This window comes from Kitasatospora cystarginea, assembly GCF_039533515.1.
Classification (GTDB): domain Bacteria; phylum Actinomycetota; class Actinomycetes; order Streptomycetales; family Streptomycetaceae; genus Kitasatospora; species Kitasatospora cystarginea.
Genome location: NZ_BAAATR010000003.1, coordinates 51,387 through 65,028 on the forward strand (window position 1 = coordinate 51,387; position 13,642 = coordinate 65,028).

Consider the following 13,642-nt stretch of genomic DNA (forward strand, 5'->3'; position numbering starts at 1 on the left):
GAAAAGCACGACGCCCCGGAGCACACGGGGTGCTCCGGGGCGTACGACTGCACCCAAGGGTGCGAACCATCGCAGATGGTACGCCCCCCGGCGGAGGTGCTTAGCGCTTGCTGTACTGCGGCGCCTTGCGGGCCTTCTTCAGACCGGCCTTCTTGCGCTCGACGGCGCGGGCGTCGCGGGTCAGGAAGCCGGCCTTCTTCAGCGGACCACGGTTGTTGTCCACGTCGGCCTCGTTCAGGGCACGGGCGACGCCGAGGCGCAGCGCGTAGGCCTGACCGGAGACGCCACCACCCGAGATGCGGGCGACGACGTCGTAACGGCCATCCAGCTCAAGCAGCTTGAAGGGCTCGTTGACGGTCTGCTGGTGCACCTTGTTGGGGAAGTAGTTCTCCAGGGTGCGACCGTTGATCTTCCACTGGCCGGTGCCCGGGACGATGCGCACGCGGGCGATCGCCTCCTTGCGGCGGCCGAGGCCGGCGCCCGGGGTGGCCTCGCCGAAACGGCCGGCCAGCGACTCAGAGGTGTACTCGGTCTCCGAGGTGTACTCTTCGACGTTCTCGTCGAAGTCGACCTCGAGGGTGTTCTCGATGGCAGTCTCGGCCACGGTGTTCCTCAGCTCCTGCTATTCAGTGTGATGGGGTTGGGTGGCCGGAATTACTGCGCGACCTGGGTGATCTCGAACGGCACCGGCTGCTGGGCAGCGTGCGGGTGCATCGGGCCCGAGTAGACCTTGAGCTTCGAGAGCATCTGGCGGCCGAGGCTGTTCTTGGGGATCATGCCCTTGATGGCCTTCTCGACGGCCTTCTCCGGGTTCTTGTCCAGGAGGTCGTCGTAGCGGACCGAGCGGAGACCGCCCGGGAAGCCGCTGTGGCGGTAGGCCAGCTTCTGGGTCTTCTTGTTACCCGACAGGTGCACCTTGTCCGCGTTGATGATGATGACGAAGTCACCAGTGTCAACGTGCGGCGCGTAGATCGCCTTGTGCTTGCCCCGGAGGAGGTTGGCGGCCTGGGAGGCCAGGCGGCCGAGCACGACGTCGGTCGCGTCGATGACGTGCCACTGACGCTGGACGTCGCCGGGCTTGGGGCTGTACGTACGCACGGTCGTAGCCTTCGCTTTTCAGTGAGTGGGTCCTGACAGGAGCACCCGGACGAAGAGATCAGCCTGGTCCCACTTGGACGCAATCAAGGGGAGCCGCTGGTCGTCGGCCTGGTTGTCTCCGGCGTACCGACCTCTCACGTGAGATGGAGCGAGCCAATACGCACAACAAGAACCCACAATACCGCTATCGGCCCGCGAGCCAAAATCAGCGCTCGCGCGCCACCCTGGTCTCGTCCCAGACCGGCTCCGGCGACTCGTACACCCGGCCGTCCGACCCGAAGACCAGGAAACGGTCGAAGGTGCGGGCGAACCAGCGGTCGTGGGTGACGCAGAGCACCGTGCCGTCGAAGGCCTCCAGGCCCTCCTGCAGCGCCTCGGCGCTCTCCAGGTCGAGGTTGTCGGTCGGCTCGTCCAGCAGCAGGGCCGTCACACCGGACAGCTCCAGCTTGAGGATCATCAGCCTGGCCTGCTGGCCGCCGGAGAGCGACTCGAACTTCTGCTCCTCCTGGCGGTCCAGTTCGTAGCGGCGCAGCGCGCTCATCGCCGCCTTGCGGTCCAGCGCGTGCTCCTCCTCGATGATCGAGCGGACGGTGCGGCCGAACAGCTCCGGGTGGGCGTGGGTCTGCCGGAAGTGACCGGGCACCACGCGGGCGCCGAGCTTCCAGCTACCGGTGTGCGCCACCGACTCGTCGCCGGCCAGCAGGCGCAGGAAGTGCGACTTGCCGGAGCCGTTGGAGCCCAGCACCGCGACCCGCTCGCCGTAGTAGACCTCCAGGTCGAACGGCCGCATGAGGCCGGTGAGTTCGAGCTTCTCCAGGGTGACCGCGCGCACGCCCGTCCGACCGCCCTTGAGCCGCATGCTGATCTTCTGCTCGCGCGGCGGCGCCTCCGGGCGGCCCGCCTCCTCGAACTTCTTCAGCCTGGTCTGCGCGGCGGCGTACCGGGAGGCCATGTCATGGCTGACCGCGGCCGCCTGGCGCAGGGTGACCACCAGCTTCTTCAGCTTGGCGTGCTCCTCGTCCCAGCGCCGGCCGAGCTCCTCGATCCGCTCGAAGCGCTCCTTGCGGGCCTCGTGGAAGGAGTCGAAACCGGACCCGTGAACCCAGACGCTGCTGCCCGCCGCACCTGCCTCGACGCTGACGATCTTGTCGGCGCTGCGCGAGAGCAGCTCGCGGTCGTGCGAGATGAACAGGACGGTCTTCGGGGTGGCCTTGAGCGCCTCCTCCAGCCAGCGCTTGCCGGGCACGTCCAGGTAGTTGTCCGGCTCGTCCAGCAGCAGCACCTCCTCGGGGCCGCGCAGCAGTGCCTCCAGGACCAGCCGCTTCTGCTCGCCGCCCGAGAGGGTGTTCAGACCGCGCCACTGGACCTTGTCGAAGGGCATGCCGAGGGCCGCCATGGTGCAGACGTCCCAGTCGGTCTCGTAGTCGTAACCGCCGACGTCCGCCCAGTCGGAGAGCGCCTGGGCGTAGGCCATCTGGGTCTTCTCGTCGTCCTGGGCCATCATCGCCAGCTCGGCGGCGTCCACGGCGCGGGCGGCGGTGGCGATCCGCCCGGGGGCGACGGAGACCAGCAGGTCGCGCACGGAGGCGTCCGGGGGAAGCGCACCGGGCGTCGCCCGCTGGTCCTCGCGGCCGGTGGTCCCGATGAACTGGCGCATCACACCGAGGCCGCCGCTGACCGTGACCGAACCACCGTGCGGCTGGATGTCCCCGGCGATCATGCGCAGCAGGGTGGTCTTGCCGGCGCCGTTCGCGCCCACCAGCGCGACGTTGGCGCCCTCCCCCACCCGGAAGGACGCGTCGTCGAACAGCACCCGCCCGTCCGGCAGGTAGTACTCAAGGTGCGAAATCTCGACGTGTCCCATAGGTCGGATTTTGCTATGGCACCCCGCCCCCACCCAAACGGATTTCGGTACCGATTCGGCACGCCCTCCGAGCAGCGACGGTGCCATGCCCTAAAATTCGCCCTTATGAGCGATGGGGCGGGAATCACAGCAGGACCGGGCGGGCAGTCGGGCGAACAGCAGCCGCAGAACCCTGCCGTGCCCGGGCAGGCGACGCCGCCGGCCTCGCCGTTCCCCGCCCATGTGCAACCCCAGCAACCGCCGGCCGGGCAGCAGCCGATGCCTCCGCAGCAGCCCGGCGGCTTCCCGCCGCAGGCCACCCAGCAGCCGCCCGGCCACGGCTACCCCTCGGGGCAGCCCAGCTACGGCTACCCGCCCCAGGGCGGCGGTTACGGCTACCCCCCGCAGGGCGGCTACGGCTACCCGCCGCTCGCGCAACCGGGCGAGCCGGACTGGGCGGAGCTGGCCGAGCAGAACGAGACGGCCACCCGCCGCCGCAAGCGGCTGCTGATGATCAGTGGTGGCGTGCTGGCGGTCGCCGCGGTGGCCGGCATCGTGACCACCACCCTGCTGCTCTCCGGCAAGGACAAGAACGACAAGCCGGTCGCCAACCCGACCGCCAGCACGAGCGCGACCGCCGCCCCCGGCGACGACGCGCCGGGCCCCGCGCCGACCTCGCCCGAGGGCTTCCTGAACCGGCTCAAGACCGACAAGGCGCCGCTGACCCCGCAGACCCTGTTCGCCGACACCAAGGTCAGCGAGGGCAACCGCCAGTACAACCTGGTCGCGACCGACGTCACCACCACGGCCAACGACTGCTCCGCCGGACTCGACCCCGACCTCGCCAAGATCGCCAAGGTCTTCGGCTGCCTGCACGTCTTCCGGGCCACCTACCTCAACGGCGCGACCGCCGTGACGCTGGCCATCGCCGACTTCCCGGACAGCGACAGCGCCGACAAGACCGCCAAGGCCGCCGCCTCGATGACGGTCAACGCGCTGGTGGACGGCGGGAACGCCCCGAAGTTCTGCCAGGGTGACACCGCCTGCCGCAGCAGCCGGACGTCCGTCGGCCGCTACTACGTCAGCACGGTGGCCGGCCGGGCGGACGGCAAGTCGGCCACCGCCGCCGACAAGCTCGTCCCGGTGGCCGCCCGTGACCTGGCCAACTACGGGTCCAAGGTCCTCATCGCCCGCGGCAAGGCCGCGATGGCCGCCGCCGGCGGCGGCCAGGCTCCCGCGGCCGGCTCCCCGTCGCCGACGGCCTCGCCGACCGGCTGAGACAGCAGCGCCCCGAGGGGTGGGGGGCCCGCGGGGGCGGAGCTCTCCTCACCCCGGGGCCGGTGCGCCGCCGGTCAGGCGCCGGACGGCATCCCCGGCAGGGTCCGCATCCGGCGGGCGGCCCGGTTGCGTTCGGCCAGCTGGTCGTCGGCGGGATAGCCGACCTCCTCCAGGGTCAGCCCGTACGGCCGGACCACGTTCACGGCGCTGTTGCGCACCCGGCCCGCCAGCACCTCGCCGGGGAACTCCACCGGCCGGTGCCCGTCGCCGACCAGCAGCATCGCGCCGACCAGCGACCGCACCATGTTGTGGCAGAACGCGTCCGCCCGCACCGTGGCCACCGCCAGCGACCCCTCCTGCGCCGCGTAGGTGTCCACCGGCACCCGGTCCCAGTGCAGTTCGAGCAGCGTGCGGATCGTGGTCGCGCCCTCGCGCTTCTTGCAGTACGCCGCGAAGTCGTGCTCGCCGAGGAGCAGCCGCGCCGCCTCGTTCATCTTCTCGATGTCGAGCGGCCGGTCGTGCCAGAGCACATGGCCGCGCAGCAGCGGATCCACCCCGCCCGGGTGGTCGGCGACCCGGTAGGCGTACCGCCGCCAGATCGCGGCGAACCGGGCGTCGAAACCGTGCGGCGCCTCGCTCACCCGGTAGATCCGGATGTCCCCGGGCAGCCGCCCGGCCAGCCTGCGGAGCAGCTTCTCCCCGTGTTCGGCCCACAGCTCCACCGGCAGGTCGACGTGCGCCACCTGCCCGCGGGCGTGCACCCCGGCGTCGGTCCGCCCGGCCACCGTCAGCGGGTACAGCTGCTGGCTCCGGGTGACGACCTGCAGCGCGCTCTCGATCTCCTCCTGCACGGTACGGCGCCCCCGCTGCCGTGCCCAGCCGGAGAACTCCGCCCCCTGGTACGCCAGATCGAGCCTGATCCGCACGTGCCCCTCGGCCGGACCGTCCTGCTGCGGCGCCGTCTGCTCGCAATCCTTCAGCACTGCTGCTCTCTCCACATCAGAAAAGGAACGGGCCCGCTCCCCCATTCCTGGGAAAGCGGGCCCGTCACAACACCGGGAGGTGTCAGGCGTTCTCGCCCTCGGCAACCTCGGTGGTCTCGGCCACAGCCTCGTCGGCCTCCTTGACGGCACGCTTGGTGGCGGCCTCGGCCTCGCCGACAGCGGTCTGCGCGACGGTCAGCGCCTCGACCAGCTCGATCACGGCCATCGGGGCGTTGTCGCCACGACGGGGACCGATCTTGGTGATGCGGGTGTAGCCACCCGGGCGGTTCTCGTAGCGCGGCGCGATCTCGGTGAAGAGGGTGTGCAGCACGGCGACGTCGGTGATGGTCTTGCGGACCAGACGACGGTTGTGCAGGTCACCCTTCTTGGCCTTGGTGATCAGCTTCTCCGCCAGCGGGCGCAGGCGACGGGCCTTGGCCTCGGTGGTGGTGATGCGGCCGTACTGGAACAGCTCACGGGCCAGACCGGCGAGCAGCAGCGGCTCGTGGTGCGGGCCGCCGCCGAGGCGGGCACCCTTGGTGGGACGCGGCATGGAATTTCTCCTCGAATCTCCGACTGCGGCCGTACCAGGTACCGCAGCGGGCGTACGGGCACGGTGCCCGTACGACTTGCATGGAGCAGGGGCGACTCACGGGGAGCCGCCCCCACGACAAACTCTTAGTACTGCTCGGTCTCCGCGTAACCCTGGTCGTCCAGGTCGTCGGCGCCGAAGGCGTCGGCGGCAGCGGTCGGGTCGAACCCGGGCGGGCTGTCCTTGAGGGCCAGGCCCATGCCGGCCAGCTTCGCCTTGACCTCGTCGATCGACTTCGCACCGAAGTTGCGGATGTCGAGCAGGTCGGCCTCGGAGCGGGCGACGAGCTCACCCACGGTGTGGATGCCCTCACGCTTGAGGCAGTTGTAGGAGCGGACGGTGAGCTCCAGCTCCTCGATCGGCAGCGCCAGGTCGGCGGCCAGGGCGGCGTCCGTCGGGGACGGGCCCATGTCGATGCCCTCGGCGTCGATGTTCAGCTCGCGGGCGAGACCGAACAGCTCGACCAGGGTCTTACCGGCCGAGGCCATGGCGTCACGCGGGCGCATGGCGGGCTTGGTCTCGACGTCGACGATCAGCTTGTCGAAGTCGGTCCGCTGCTCGACACGGGTGGCCTCGACCTTGTAGGTGACCTTCAGCACCGGGCTGTAGATCGAGTCGACCGGGATGCGGCCGATCTCCTGGCCGGAAGCCTTGTTCTGCACGGCGGAGACGTAGCCGCGACCGCGCTCGACGGTCAGCTCCATCTCCAGCTTGCCCTTGCCGTTCAGGGTGGCGAGGACCAGCTCGGGGTTGTGCACCTCGACACCGGCCGGCGGCGCGATGTCGGCGGCGGTGACCACACCCGGACCCTGCTTGCGCAGGTACATCACGACCGGCTCGTCGTGCTCCGAGGAGACGACCAGCTGCTTGATGTTGAGGATGAGGTCGGTGACGTCCTCCTTGACGCCCGGCACGGTGGTGAACTCGTGCAGGACACCGTCGATCCGGATGCTGGTGACGGCGGCACCGGGGATCGAGGAGAGGAGCGTACGGCGGAGCGAGTTGCCGAGGGTGTAGCCGAAGCCCGGCTCCAGCGGCTCGATCACGAACCGCGAGCGGAATTCGTCGACGACCTCTTCGGTCAGCGAGGGACGCTGAGCGATCAGCATGAGAGGTGTTCCTCCAGTTGTCTTCGGCACCCACTATTTGATGCCGACAGGACCAAGAGTACGGGGTCCTGTGCGAGACAGGACCCCGTACCAGGTTCAGCGCGTGCCCGAAGGCGCTGCGTCAGACGCGGCGGCGCTTCGGCGGACGGCAGCCGTTGTGCGGGGTGGGGGTGACGTCCTGGATGGAGCCGACCTCCAGGCCGGTGGCCTGGAGCGAACGGATCGCGGTCTCGCGGCCGGAGCCCGGCCCCTTGACGAAGACGTCAACCTTGCGCATGCCGTGCTCCTGCGCGCGACGGGCAGCGGCCTCGGCGGCCATCTGCGCGGCGAACGGGGTGGACTTGCGCGAGCCCTTGAAGCCGACGTGGCCGGCGGAGGCCCAGGAGATCACGTTGCCCGACGGGTCGGTGATCGAAACGATGGTGTTGTTGAACGTGCTCTTGATGTGCGCGTGGCCGTGAGCGACGTTCTTCTTTTCCTTGCGGCGGATCTTCTTCGCGCCGGCAGCCTGACGACCCTTGGGGGGCATAAGTCTGTTCTCCTACTGAGGTGGTCGGTCCGCTAACCCGCGGGCCGGAGGGATGTCCGGTTGACGGGCGGACTACTTCTTGCCCGGCTTCTTCTTGCCGGCAATCGCGCGACGCGGGCCCTTGCGGGTACGCGCGTTGGTGTGGGTGCGCTGACCGCGGACCGGCAGGCCACGGCGGTGACGCAGACCCTCGTAGCAGCCGATCTCGACCTTGCGGCGGATGTCGGCGGCCACCGCACGGCGGAGGTCACCCTCGACCTCGAAGTTCGCGTCGATGAACTTCTGCAGCTTGACGAGGTCTTCCTCGGTGATGTCGCGGACGCGGACGTCCGGGTTCACACCGGTCTCGACCAGCGTCTGCTGGGCGCGGGTGCGGCCGATGCCGTAGACGTAGGTGAGGGCGATCTCGATCCGCTTCTCGCGGGGGAGATCAACGCCGGAAAGGCGTGCCATTGATGGCTCCTGTGGTTCTTCAGAGGTCTGACGTGCCGCCTACTCCGACACCTCACGGTGAGGGAGCCCCGGCCTCTGACCGGGGGTGGCAGTCCAGCCTGCGGCTGGATCGGACGGCCCGCTTATGACGTTTTCGCGTCGCGCGAAGTACTACGAGAAATGCTGGGGAGAGATCAGCCCTGGCGCTGCTTGTGGCGCAGGTTGTCGCAGATCACCATGACCCGGCCGTGACGGCGGATCACCTTGCACTTGTCGCAGATCTTCTTGACGCTCGGCTTGACCTTCATGGTTCAGGTTCTCCGGGTCTAGATCTGACAGTTGCTTACTTGTACCGGTACACGATCCGGCCGCGGGTCAGGTCATAGGGGCTGAGCTCCACCACGACCCGGTCGTCCGGGAGGATGCGGATGTAGTGCATACGCATCTTGCCGCTGATGTGCGCGAGGACCTTGTGACCGTTCTGCAGCTCGACCTTGAACATGGCGTTCGGAAGAGACTCGATCACGGTGCCCTCGATCTCAATGGCGCCTTGCTTCTTTGCCATGAACTGCGAGATCCACCTTCCGGGCCGGCTACCGCATGCGGCACGCTCGTGCGAGCCTGGGTCCACCCCACCCCTGCCAGAGGCTGAGCCCTGTGGGAAGAGGACGTGCCGAAGCACGCTACGAGTGAGCCGACGCACCATCGTAAACCAAGCACCGCGCCAAGGCGAAATTCACCACTGGGCGGCGGCCGCCGACGGCTCCACGTGAGCGGTGCAGGCCGAGCAGCGGCGGGCCGCCGCGGGGATCTCGGTCAGGCACTCCGGGCAGGGGCGCACGGCGGGCTTCGGCTTCTTGGGAAGGTAGCGGGCGGTCGCCCTGCTCACCGGGAGCACCACGAAGAAGTACAGCACCGCGGCCGTCATCAAGAAGGCGATCAGCACATTGAGGAACTGGCCGTACGGGAAGGTGACACCCGCCACGGTGAACCGGTAGCTGCTGAAGTCACCGGCCGCACCGACCACCACACCCACCAGCGGGGTGAGGAAGGCCGAGACGAAGCCGTTCACCACCGCGGTGAAGGCCGCACCGATCACGACACCGACCGCCATGTCGACCACGTTGCCGCGCATCATGAAGTCGCGGAAGCCCTTGAGCACCGATCTCCCCTTCGTCCTGTTGTCCAGACCAAGCCTGGGAGCCTATCAGCGCCAAATAGGACAAAGGGCCCGGTGGTCGGAACCGCCGGGCCCTGACCGGGTCTCAGCTCAGCCGAGCGGGTCCGGAGCGGCGGTGACGCCGAGCTTCGCCAGGGCGGCCTTGCCGCCGTCGAAGGCGGTGAGGACCAGCGGCCCCTGCTCGGTGATCGCCACCGAGTGCTCCCAGTGCGCGGCCCAGGTGCCGTCGTTGGTGACGACCGTCCAGTCGTCCTCCAGCACCGAGGTGTGCGGGGTGCCGAGCGAGACCATCGGCTCGATCGCCAGCACCGTGCCCGGGACCAGCTTGACGCCCTTGCCCCGGCGGCCCTCGACGTAGTTCAGCACGTGCGGCTCCATGTGCATCGCGGAACCGATGCCGTGGCCGCCGTACCCCTCGGTGATGCCCCACTTGCCCTTCGGGGGCAGCGGCTGACGGCGGATGAAGCCCTCGATCGCCTTGGAGACGTCGACCAGGCGGTTCCCCTTCTTCATCTGGGCCACACCGGCCCACATCGAGCCCTCGGTGACCTGGCTGAGCATCGCGACCTCGGGACGGACCTCGCCGACCGGCACCGTGATGGCCGCGTCGCCGTGCCAGCCGTCCACGATCGCACCGCAGTCGATCGAGATCAGGTCGCCCTCCATCAGCACCCGGTCACCGGGGATGCCGTGGACCACCTCGTCGTTGACCGAGGCGCAGATCACACCGGGGAACCAAAGACCGCCGTGGTGGGCGCGGAAGTTGGAGGTGGCACCGTGCGAGGTGATGACCTTGTCCGCGATGTCGTTGAGCTCGCCCGTGGTGATGCCGGGGGCGACCGCCTCCCGGCAGGCCTTGAGCGCCTCGGCGACGACCAGCCCGGCCGTCCGCATCTTCGCGATCTGCTCGGGGGTCTTGATCTCCACCATCTGGTCACGCCTTCCACTGTTCGTCGCGCGCCCGGTCCTTGCCGGGCGGCCGTGCACTCATACCACCGTACGACGCCGTACGGCCGCGGTTCCCCACCAGGGGCTCCGCGGCCGTACGGACCGTTGCGAACGGTCAGCCGTTCTTCTTCTGCTCCAGGGCGGCGACCGCGCGCTCGGTCACCTCGTCCACCTTGCCCAGCGCCGAGATGGTCACCAGGAGGCCCTGGTCCGCGTAGTAGCCGATGATCGGCTCGGTCTTGGAGTGGTACTCCTCCAGGCGGACCCGGACGGCCTCCTCGGTGTCGTCCGAGCGCTGGTAGAGCTCGCCACCGCACTCGTCGCACACGCCCTCGACGGCCGGCGCGTTGTAGGCCACGTGGAACACGTGGGCGCCGTCCTTGCGGCACAGCCGGCGGCCGGCGATCCGCTTGACGACCTCGTCCTCGGGGACCTCCAGGTCGAGCACGCCGTCCAGCGCGATGCCCTGCTCGGTCAGGAACTCGTCCAGCGCCTTGGCCTGGCCCAGGTTCCGCGGGAAGCCGTCCAGCAGGAAGCCGTCGGCGGCGTCCGGCTGCAGCATCCGGTCCTTGGCCATGCCGATGGTGACCTCGTCCGGCACGAGCCGGCCCTCGTCCATGTACGCCTTGGCCTCGAGCCCCAGCGGGGTGCCCTGGCTGATGTTGGCGCGGAACAGGTCACCGGTGGAGATGTGGGGGATGGACAGGGTCTTGGCGAGCACGTGCGCCTGAGTACCCTTCCCGGCCCCGGGAGGTCCGACGAGGACGATACGCATCAGCGGAGGAACCCTTCGTAATTACGCTGCTGGAGCTGGCTCTCGATCTGCTTGACAGTTTCGAGTCCGACGCCGACGACGATGAGGACGCTGGTGCCGCCGAACGGGAAGTTGGTCTGCTGTCCGAAGGCGACCAGGGCGATCATCGGGATCAACGCGATCAGGCCCAGGTAGAGCGCACCCGGCCACGTGATACGGGTCAGCACGTAGTTAAGGTACTCGGCCGTCGGACGGCCGGCCCGGATACCCGGGATGAACCCACCATACTTCTTCATGTTGTCGGCAACTTCTTCGGGGTTGAAGGAGATGGCGACGTAGAAGAAGGCGAAGAACACGATCAGTACGAAGTACGTGACCATGTAGATCGGGTGGTCACCCTTGACGAAGTTCGTCCGGATCCAGGTCGCCCAACCCGCCTGGCTGTTGGTCAGCTGGACCACCAGCGCCGGAATGTAGAGCAGCGACGAGGCGAAGATGACCGGGATGACACCAGCCTGGTTCACCTTCAACGGGATGTAGGTCGAGGTGCCGCCGAAAGCCCGGCGGCCGATCATTCGCTTGGCGTACTGAACCGGAATCCGGCGCTGGGCCTGCTCGACGAAGATCACCAGGACCACGACGACGATGCCCACGGCGATGACGCTGAAGAACTCGCCCCAGCCGCCGAACAGCTTGCCCGACTGCTTGATCGCCCACATCGAGCCCGGGAAACCGGCCGCGATGGAAGTGAAGATCAGGATGGACATGCCGTTGCCGATACCACGGTCGGTGATCAGCTCACCCAGCCACATGATCACGGTGGTGCCGGCGGCCATGGTGATGACCATGACGGCGATCCGGAAGACCGACTGGTCCGGCACGATCTGGTTGGCGAGCGGGCAGCCCGGGAAAAGCGCGCCGCTGGAGGCCGTCGCCACGATGCCGGTGCCCTGCAGCACGGCCAGCGCGATGGTCAGGTAGCGGGTGTACTGGGTGATCTTCGCGGTGCCGGCCTGGCCCTCCTTCTTCAGCGCCTCGAGCCGCGGGATCACCACGGTGAGGAGCTGGAGGATGATGCTGGCCGTGATGTACGGCATGATGCCGAGCGCGAAGATCGTCAGCTGGAGCAGAGCTCCACCGCTGAAGAGGTTGACCAGGCCGAACAGACCCGAGGTGGTCTGCTTGTAGCACTGGTTGACCGCGACGAAGTTGACGCCCGGCACGGGGATGTGTGCGCCCAGCCGGAACAGCACCATGATGCCCAGCGTGAACAGCAGCTTTTTGCGCAGGTCGGGCGTCTGGAACGCCCGCGCGAACGCACTGAGCACGGTGCCTCCTGCGCCTCCCGCGCGCTGTCGGCGGGAGGGTCGGTCCTGATGGGGGGAGATGAACAATCCCCTCGGCGGCTGGCGCAGGCAAAGCTCGCGCCAGCGTACAAGGGAACTCCACGGACTCTAACAGTGTGTGGCCACTCGGAAAAAGCAGATGTGGCCGCTCCCCTACTTATGGGGTACGGGATGCCCGTATTTGACACACAAAGAGAACGGGCCCGGTACCTCCCTTTCGGGAGGTACCGGGCCCGTGAGTCACCGGTCTCAGATGAGCTCGGTCACGGTGCCGCCCGCGGCGGCGATCTTCTCGGCGGCCGAGGCGGAGACGGCGTCGACCGTCACCTGCAGCGCCACGGAGATCTCGCCCTGGCCCAGGACCTTGACGAGCTCGTTCTTGCGAACGGCGCCCTTCTCGACCAGGCCGGCGACGGTGACCTCGCCACCCTGCGGGTAGAGCTCGGCCAGCTTGTCCAGGTTCACGACCTGGAACTGCTTGTGGGCCGGGTTCTTGAAGCCCTTCAGCTTCGGCAGGCGCATGTGGAGCGGCATCTGGCCACCCTCGAAGCGCTGCGGAACCTGGTAGCGGGCCTTGGTGCCCTTGGTACCACGACCGGCGGTCTTACCCTTGGAGCCTTCACCACGACCGACACGGATCTTGTCGGTCTTGGCACCCGGGGCGGGACGCAGGTTGTGGATCTTGATCGGCGAGTCCGCCATGTCAGTCCACCTCCTCGACCGTGACGAGGTGACGCACGGTCTGGGCCATCCCGCGGATCTCGGGACGGTCCTCCTTGACGACCACATCGTGCATGCGCTTCAGACCCAGCGAGCGCAGCGTCTCGCGGTGGTTCTGCTTGCTGCCGATGTAGGACTTGGTCTGCGTGATCTTCAGGCGAGCCATCAGGCGCTCACCCCGGCAGCACGAGCCCGCAGCAGAGCGGCGGGAGCGACGTCCTCCAGCGGCAGGCCACGACGGGCGGCGATCTCCTCGGGGCGGACGAGGCCCTTCAGAGCAGCCACGGTGGCGTGCACGATGTTGATCGCGTTGTCCGAGCCGAGCGACTTCGACAGGATGTCGTGAACGCCGGCGCACTCCAGGACGGCACGCACCGGACCACCGGCGATAACACCGGTACCGGGGGACGCCGGCTTCAGCAGCACGACGCCGGCGGCCTTCTCGCCCTGGATGGGGTGCGGGATGGTGCCCTGGATGCGGGGAACCTTGAAGAAGTTCTTCTTGGCCTCCTCAACGCCCTTGGCGATGGCGGCCGGAACCTCCTTCGCCTTCCCGTAACCGACACCCACGGTGCCGTCACCGTCGCCCACCACGACCAGCGCGGTGAAGCTGAAGCGACGACCACCCTTGACAACCTTGGCGACACGGTTGATCGCGACGACGCGCTCGACGTAAGCGGTCTTCTCGACAACCTGGGCAGCGCCCCGGTCGTCACGCTTACGGTCGCGCCGCTCGCCGCCGGTGCCGCCGCCGGCGCCGCTGCCGCGGCGCTGGGGTCCAGCCATTGGAATTACCTCTCTCGTTTACGTCCGTCGACAGAGCCGACGAG

At 68.4% G+C, this 13,642-nt stretch carries 18 protein-coding genes; 1 reads left to right on the top strand and 17 read right to left on the bottom strand.

Annotated features, from left to right (window positions below; all coding sequences use genetic code 11):
* Positions 1-100 precede the first annotated feature (100 nt).
* From rpsI to ABD369_RS04030, 3 genes are all read right to left on the bottom strand, one after another.
* Positions 101-604, bottom strand: a complete 504-nt coding sequence (gene rpsI, locus ABD369_RS04020; RefSeq protein ID WP_344634796.1) for a 30S ribosomal protein S9 — start codon at positions 602-604, stop codon at positions 101-103.
* A 50-nt stretch (positions 605-654) separates the two neighbouring features.
* The gene (gene rplM / locus ABD369_RS04025) at positions 655-1,098 is read right to left on the bottom strand and encodes a 50S ribosomal protein L13 (protein WP_344634797.1); all 444 of its coding nucleotides are present in this window, start codon (positions 1,096-1,098) and stop codon (positions 655-657) included.
* Between the two features lie 205 nt (positions 1,099-1,303).
* Entirely contained in the window at positions 1,304-2,962 is a 1,659-nt protein-coding gene (locus ABD369_RS04030; protein ID WP_344634798.1) for an ABC-F family ATP-binding cassette domain-containing protein, read from the bottom strand.
* Between the two features lie 105 nt (positions 2,963-3,067).
* Between ABD369_RS04030 and ABD369_RS04035 the strand changes: the two genes are divergently transcribed.
* Positions 3,068-4,219: a flagellar basal body-associated FliL family protein gene (locus ABD369_RS04035; RefSeq protein WP_344634799.1), complete on the top strand. Its 1,152-nt coding sequence runs from the start codon at positions 3,068-3,070 to the stop codon at positions 4,217-4,219.
* Positions 4,220-4,293: 74 nt separating this feature from the next.
* On the opposite strand, the gene truA is transcribed toward ABD369_RS04035, so the two are convergent.
* From truA to rpsE, 14 genes are all read right to left on the bottom strand, one after another.
* Complete coding sequence (gene truA, locus ABD369_RS04040) at positions 4,294-5,199, bottom strand: tRNA pseudouridine(38-40) synthase TruA (RefSeq protein ID WP_425557540.1); 906 nt, start codon at positions 5,197-5,199, stop codon at positions 4,294-4,296.
* 85 nt (positions 5,200-5,284) lie between these two features.
* Positions 5,285-5,755 carry a 50S ribosomal protein L17 gene (gene rplQ, locus ABD369_RS04045; RefSeq protein ID WP_344634801.1) on the bottom strand — a complete coding sequence of 157 codons (471 nt, stop codon included), beginning with the start codon at positions 5,753-5,755 and terminating at the stop codon, positions 5,285-5,287.
* 125 nt (positions 5,756-5,880) lie between these two features.
* Positions 5,881-6,903 carry a DNA-directed RNA polymerase subunit alpha gene (locus ABD369_RS04050; protein ID WP_030263446.1) on the bottom strand — a complete coding sequence of 341 codons (1,023 nt, stop codon included), beginning with the start codon at positions 6,901-6,903 and terminating at the stop codon, positions 5,881-5,883.
* A gap of 121 nt (positions 6,904-7,024) precedes the next feature.
* Entirely contained in the window at positions 7,025-7,432 is a 408-nt protein-coding gene (gene rpsK / locus ABD369_RS04055) for a 30S ribosomal protein S11 (RefSeq protein ID WP_014136257.1), read from the bottom strand.
* Between the two features lie 72 nt (positions 7,433-7,504).
* A complete protein-coding gene (rpsM, locus tag ABD369_RS04060) occupies positions 7,505-7,885 on the bottom strand; it encodes a 30S ribosomal protein S13 (RefSeq protein WP_344634802.1) in 381 nt (126 codons plus the stop codon).
* Positions 7,886-8,058: 173 nt separating this feature from the next.
* Complete coding sequence (rpmJ, locus tag ABD369_RS04065) at positions 8,059-8,172, bottom strand: 50S ribosomal protein L36 (RefSeq protein WP_003956441.1); 114 nt, start codon at positions 8,170-8,172, stop codon at positions 8,059-8,061.
* Between the two features lie 35 nt (positions 8,173-8,207).
* Positions 8,208-8,429, bottom strand: a complete 222-nt coding sequence (infA, locus tag ABD369_RS04070; RefSeq protein WP_003956442.1) for a translation initiation factor IF-1 — start codon at positions 8,427-8,429, stop codon at positions 8,208-8,210.
* A gap of 171 nt (positions 8,430-8,600) precedes the next feature.
* Positions 8,601-9,026: a large conductance mechanosensitive channel protein MscL gene (gene mscL, locus ABD369_RS04075; protein WP_344634803.1), complete on the bottom strand. Its 426-nt coding sequence runs from the start codon at positions 9,024-9,026 to the stop codon at positions 8,601-8,603.
* A 108-nt stretch (positions 9,027-9,134) separates the two neighbouring features.
* Positions 9,135-9,974, bottom strand: coding sequence for a type I methionyl aminopeptidase (map, locus tag ABD369_RS04080; RefSeq protein WP_344634804.1), 840 nt, complete (start codon positions 9,972-9,974; stop codon positions 9,135-9,137).
* Positions 9,975-10,107: 133 nt separating this feature from the next.
* Positions 10,108-10,767, bottom strand: coding sequence for an adenylate kinase (locus tag ABD369_RS04085; RefSeq protein WP_344634805.1), 660 nt, complete (start codon positions 10,765-10,767; stop codon positions 10,108-10,110).
* The gene (gene secY / locus ABD369_RS04090; RefSeq protein WP_344634806.1) at positions 10,767-12,074 is read right to left on the bottom strand and encodes a preprotein translocase subunit SecY; all 1,308 of its coding nucleotides are present in this window, start codon (positions 12,072-12,074) and stop codon (positions 10,767-10,769) included. The genes ABD369_RS04085 and secY overlap by 1 nt, the downstream gene beginning before the upstream one ends.
* A 267-nt stretch (positions 12,075-12,341) precedes the next feature.
* Positions 12,342-12,794: a 50S ribosomal protein L15 gene (gene rplO / locus ABD369_RS04095; protein ID WP_344634807.1), complete on the bottom strand. Its 453-nt coding sequence runs from the start codon at positions 12,792-12,794 to the stop codon at positions 12,342-12,344.
* Between the two features lies 1 nt (position 12,795).
* The gene (gene rpmD, locus ABD369_RS04100) at positions 12,796-12,978 is read right to left on the bottom strand and encodes a 50S ribosomal protein L30 (RefSeq protein ID WP_030300409.1); all 183 of its coding nucleotides are present in this window, start codon (positions 12,976-12,978) and stop codon (positions 12,796-12,798) included.
* On the bottom strand, positions 12,978-13,598 hold the full coding sequence (rpsE, locus tag ABD369_RS04105; protein WP_045305885.1) for a 30S ribosomal protein S5: 621 nt from the start codon (positions 13,596-13,598) through the stop codon (positions 12,978-12,980). The genes rpmD and rpsE overlap by 1 nt, the downstream gene beginning before the upstream one ends.
* Positions 13,599-13,642: the final 44 nt, after the last annotated feature.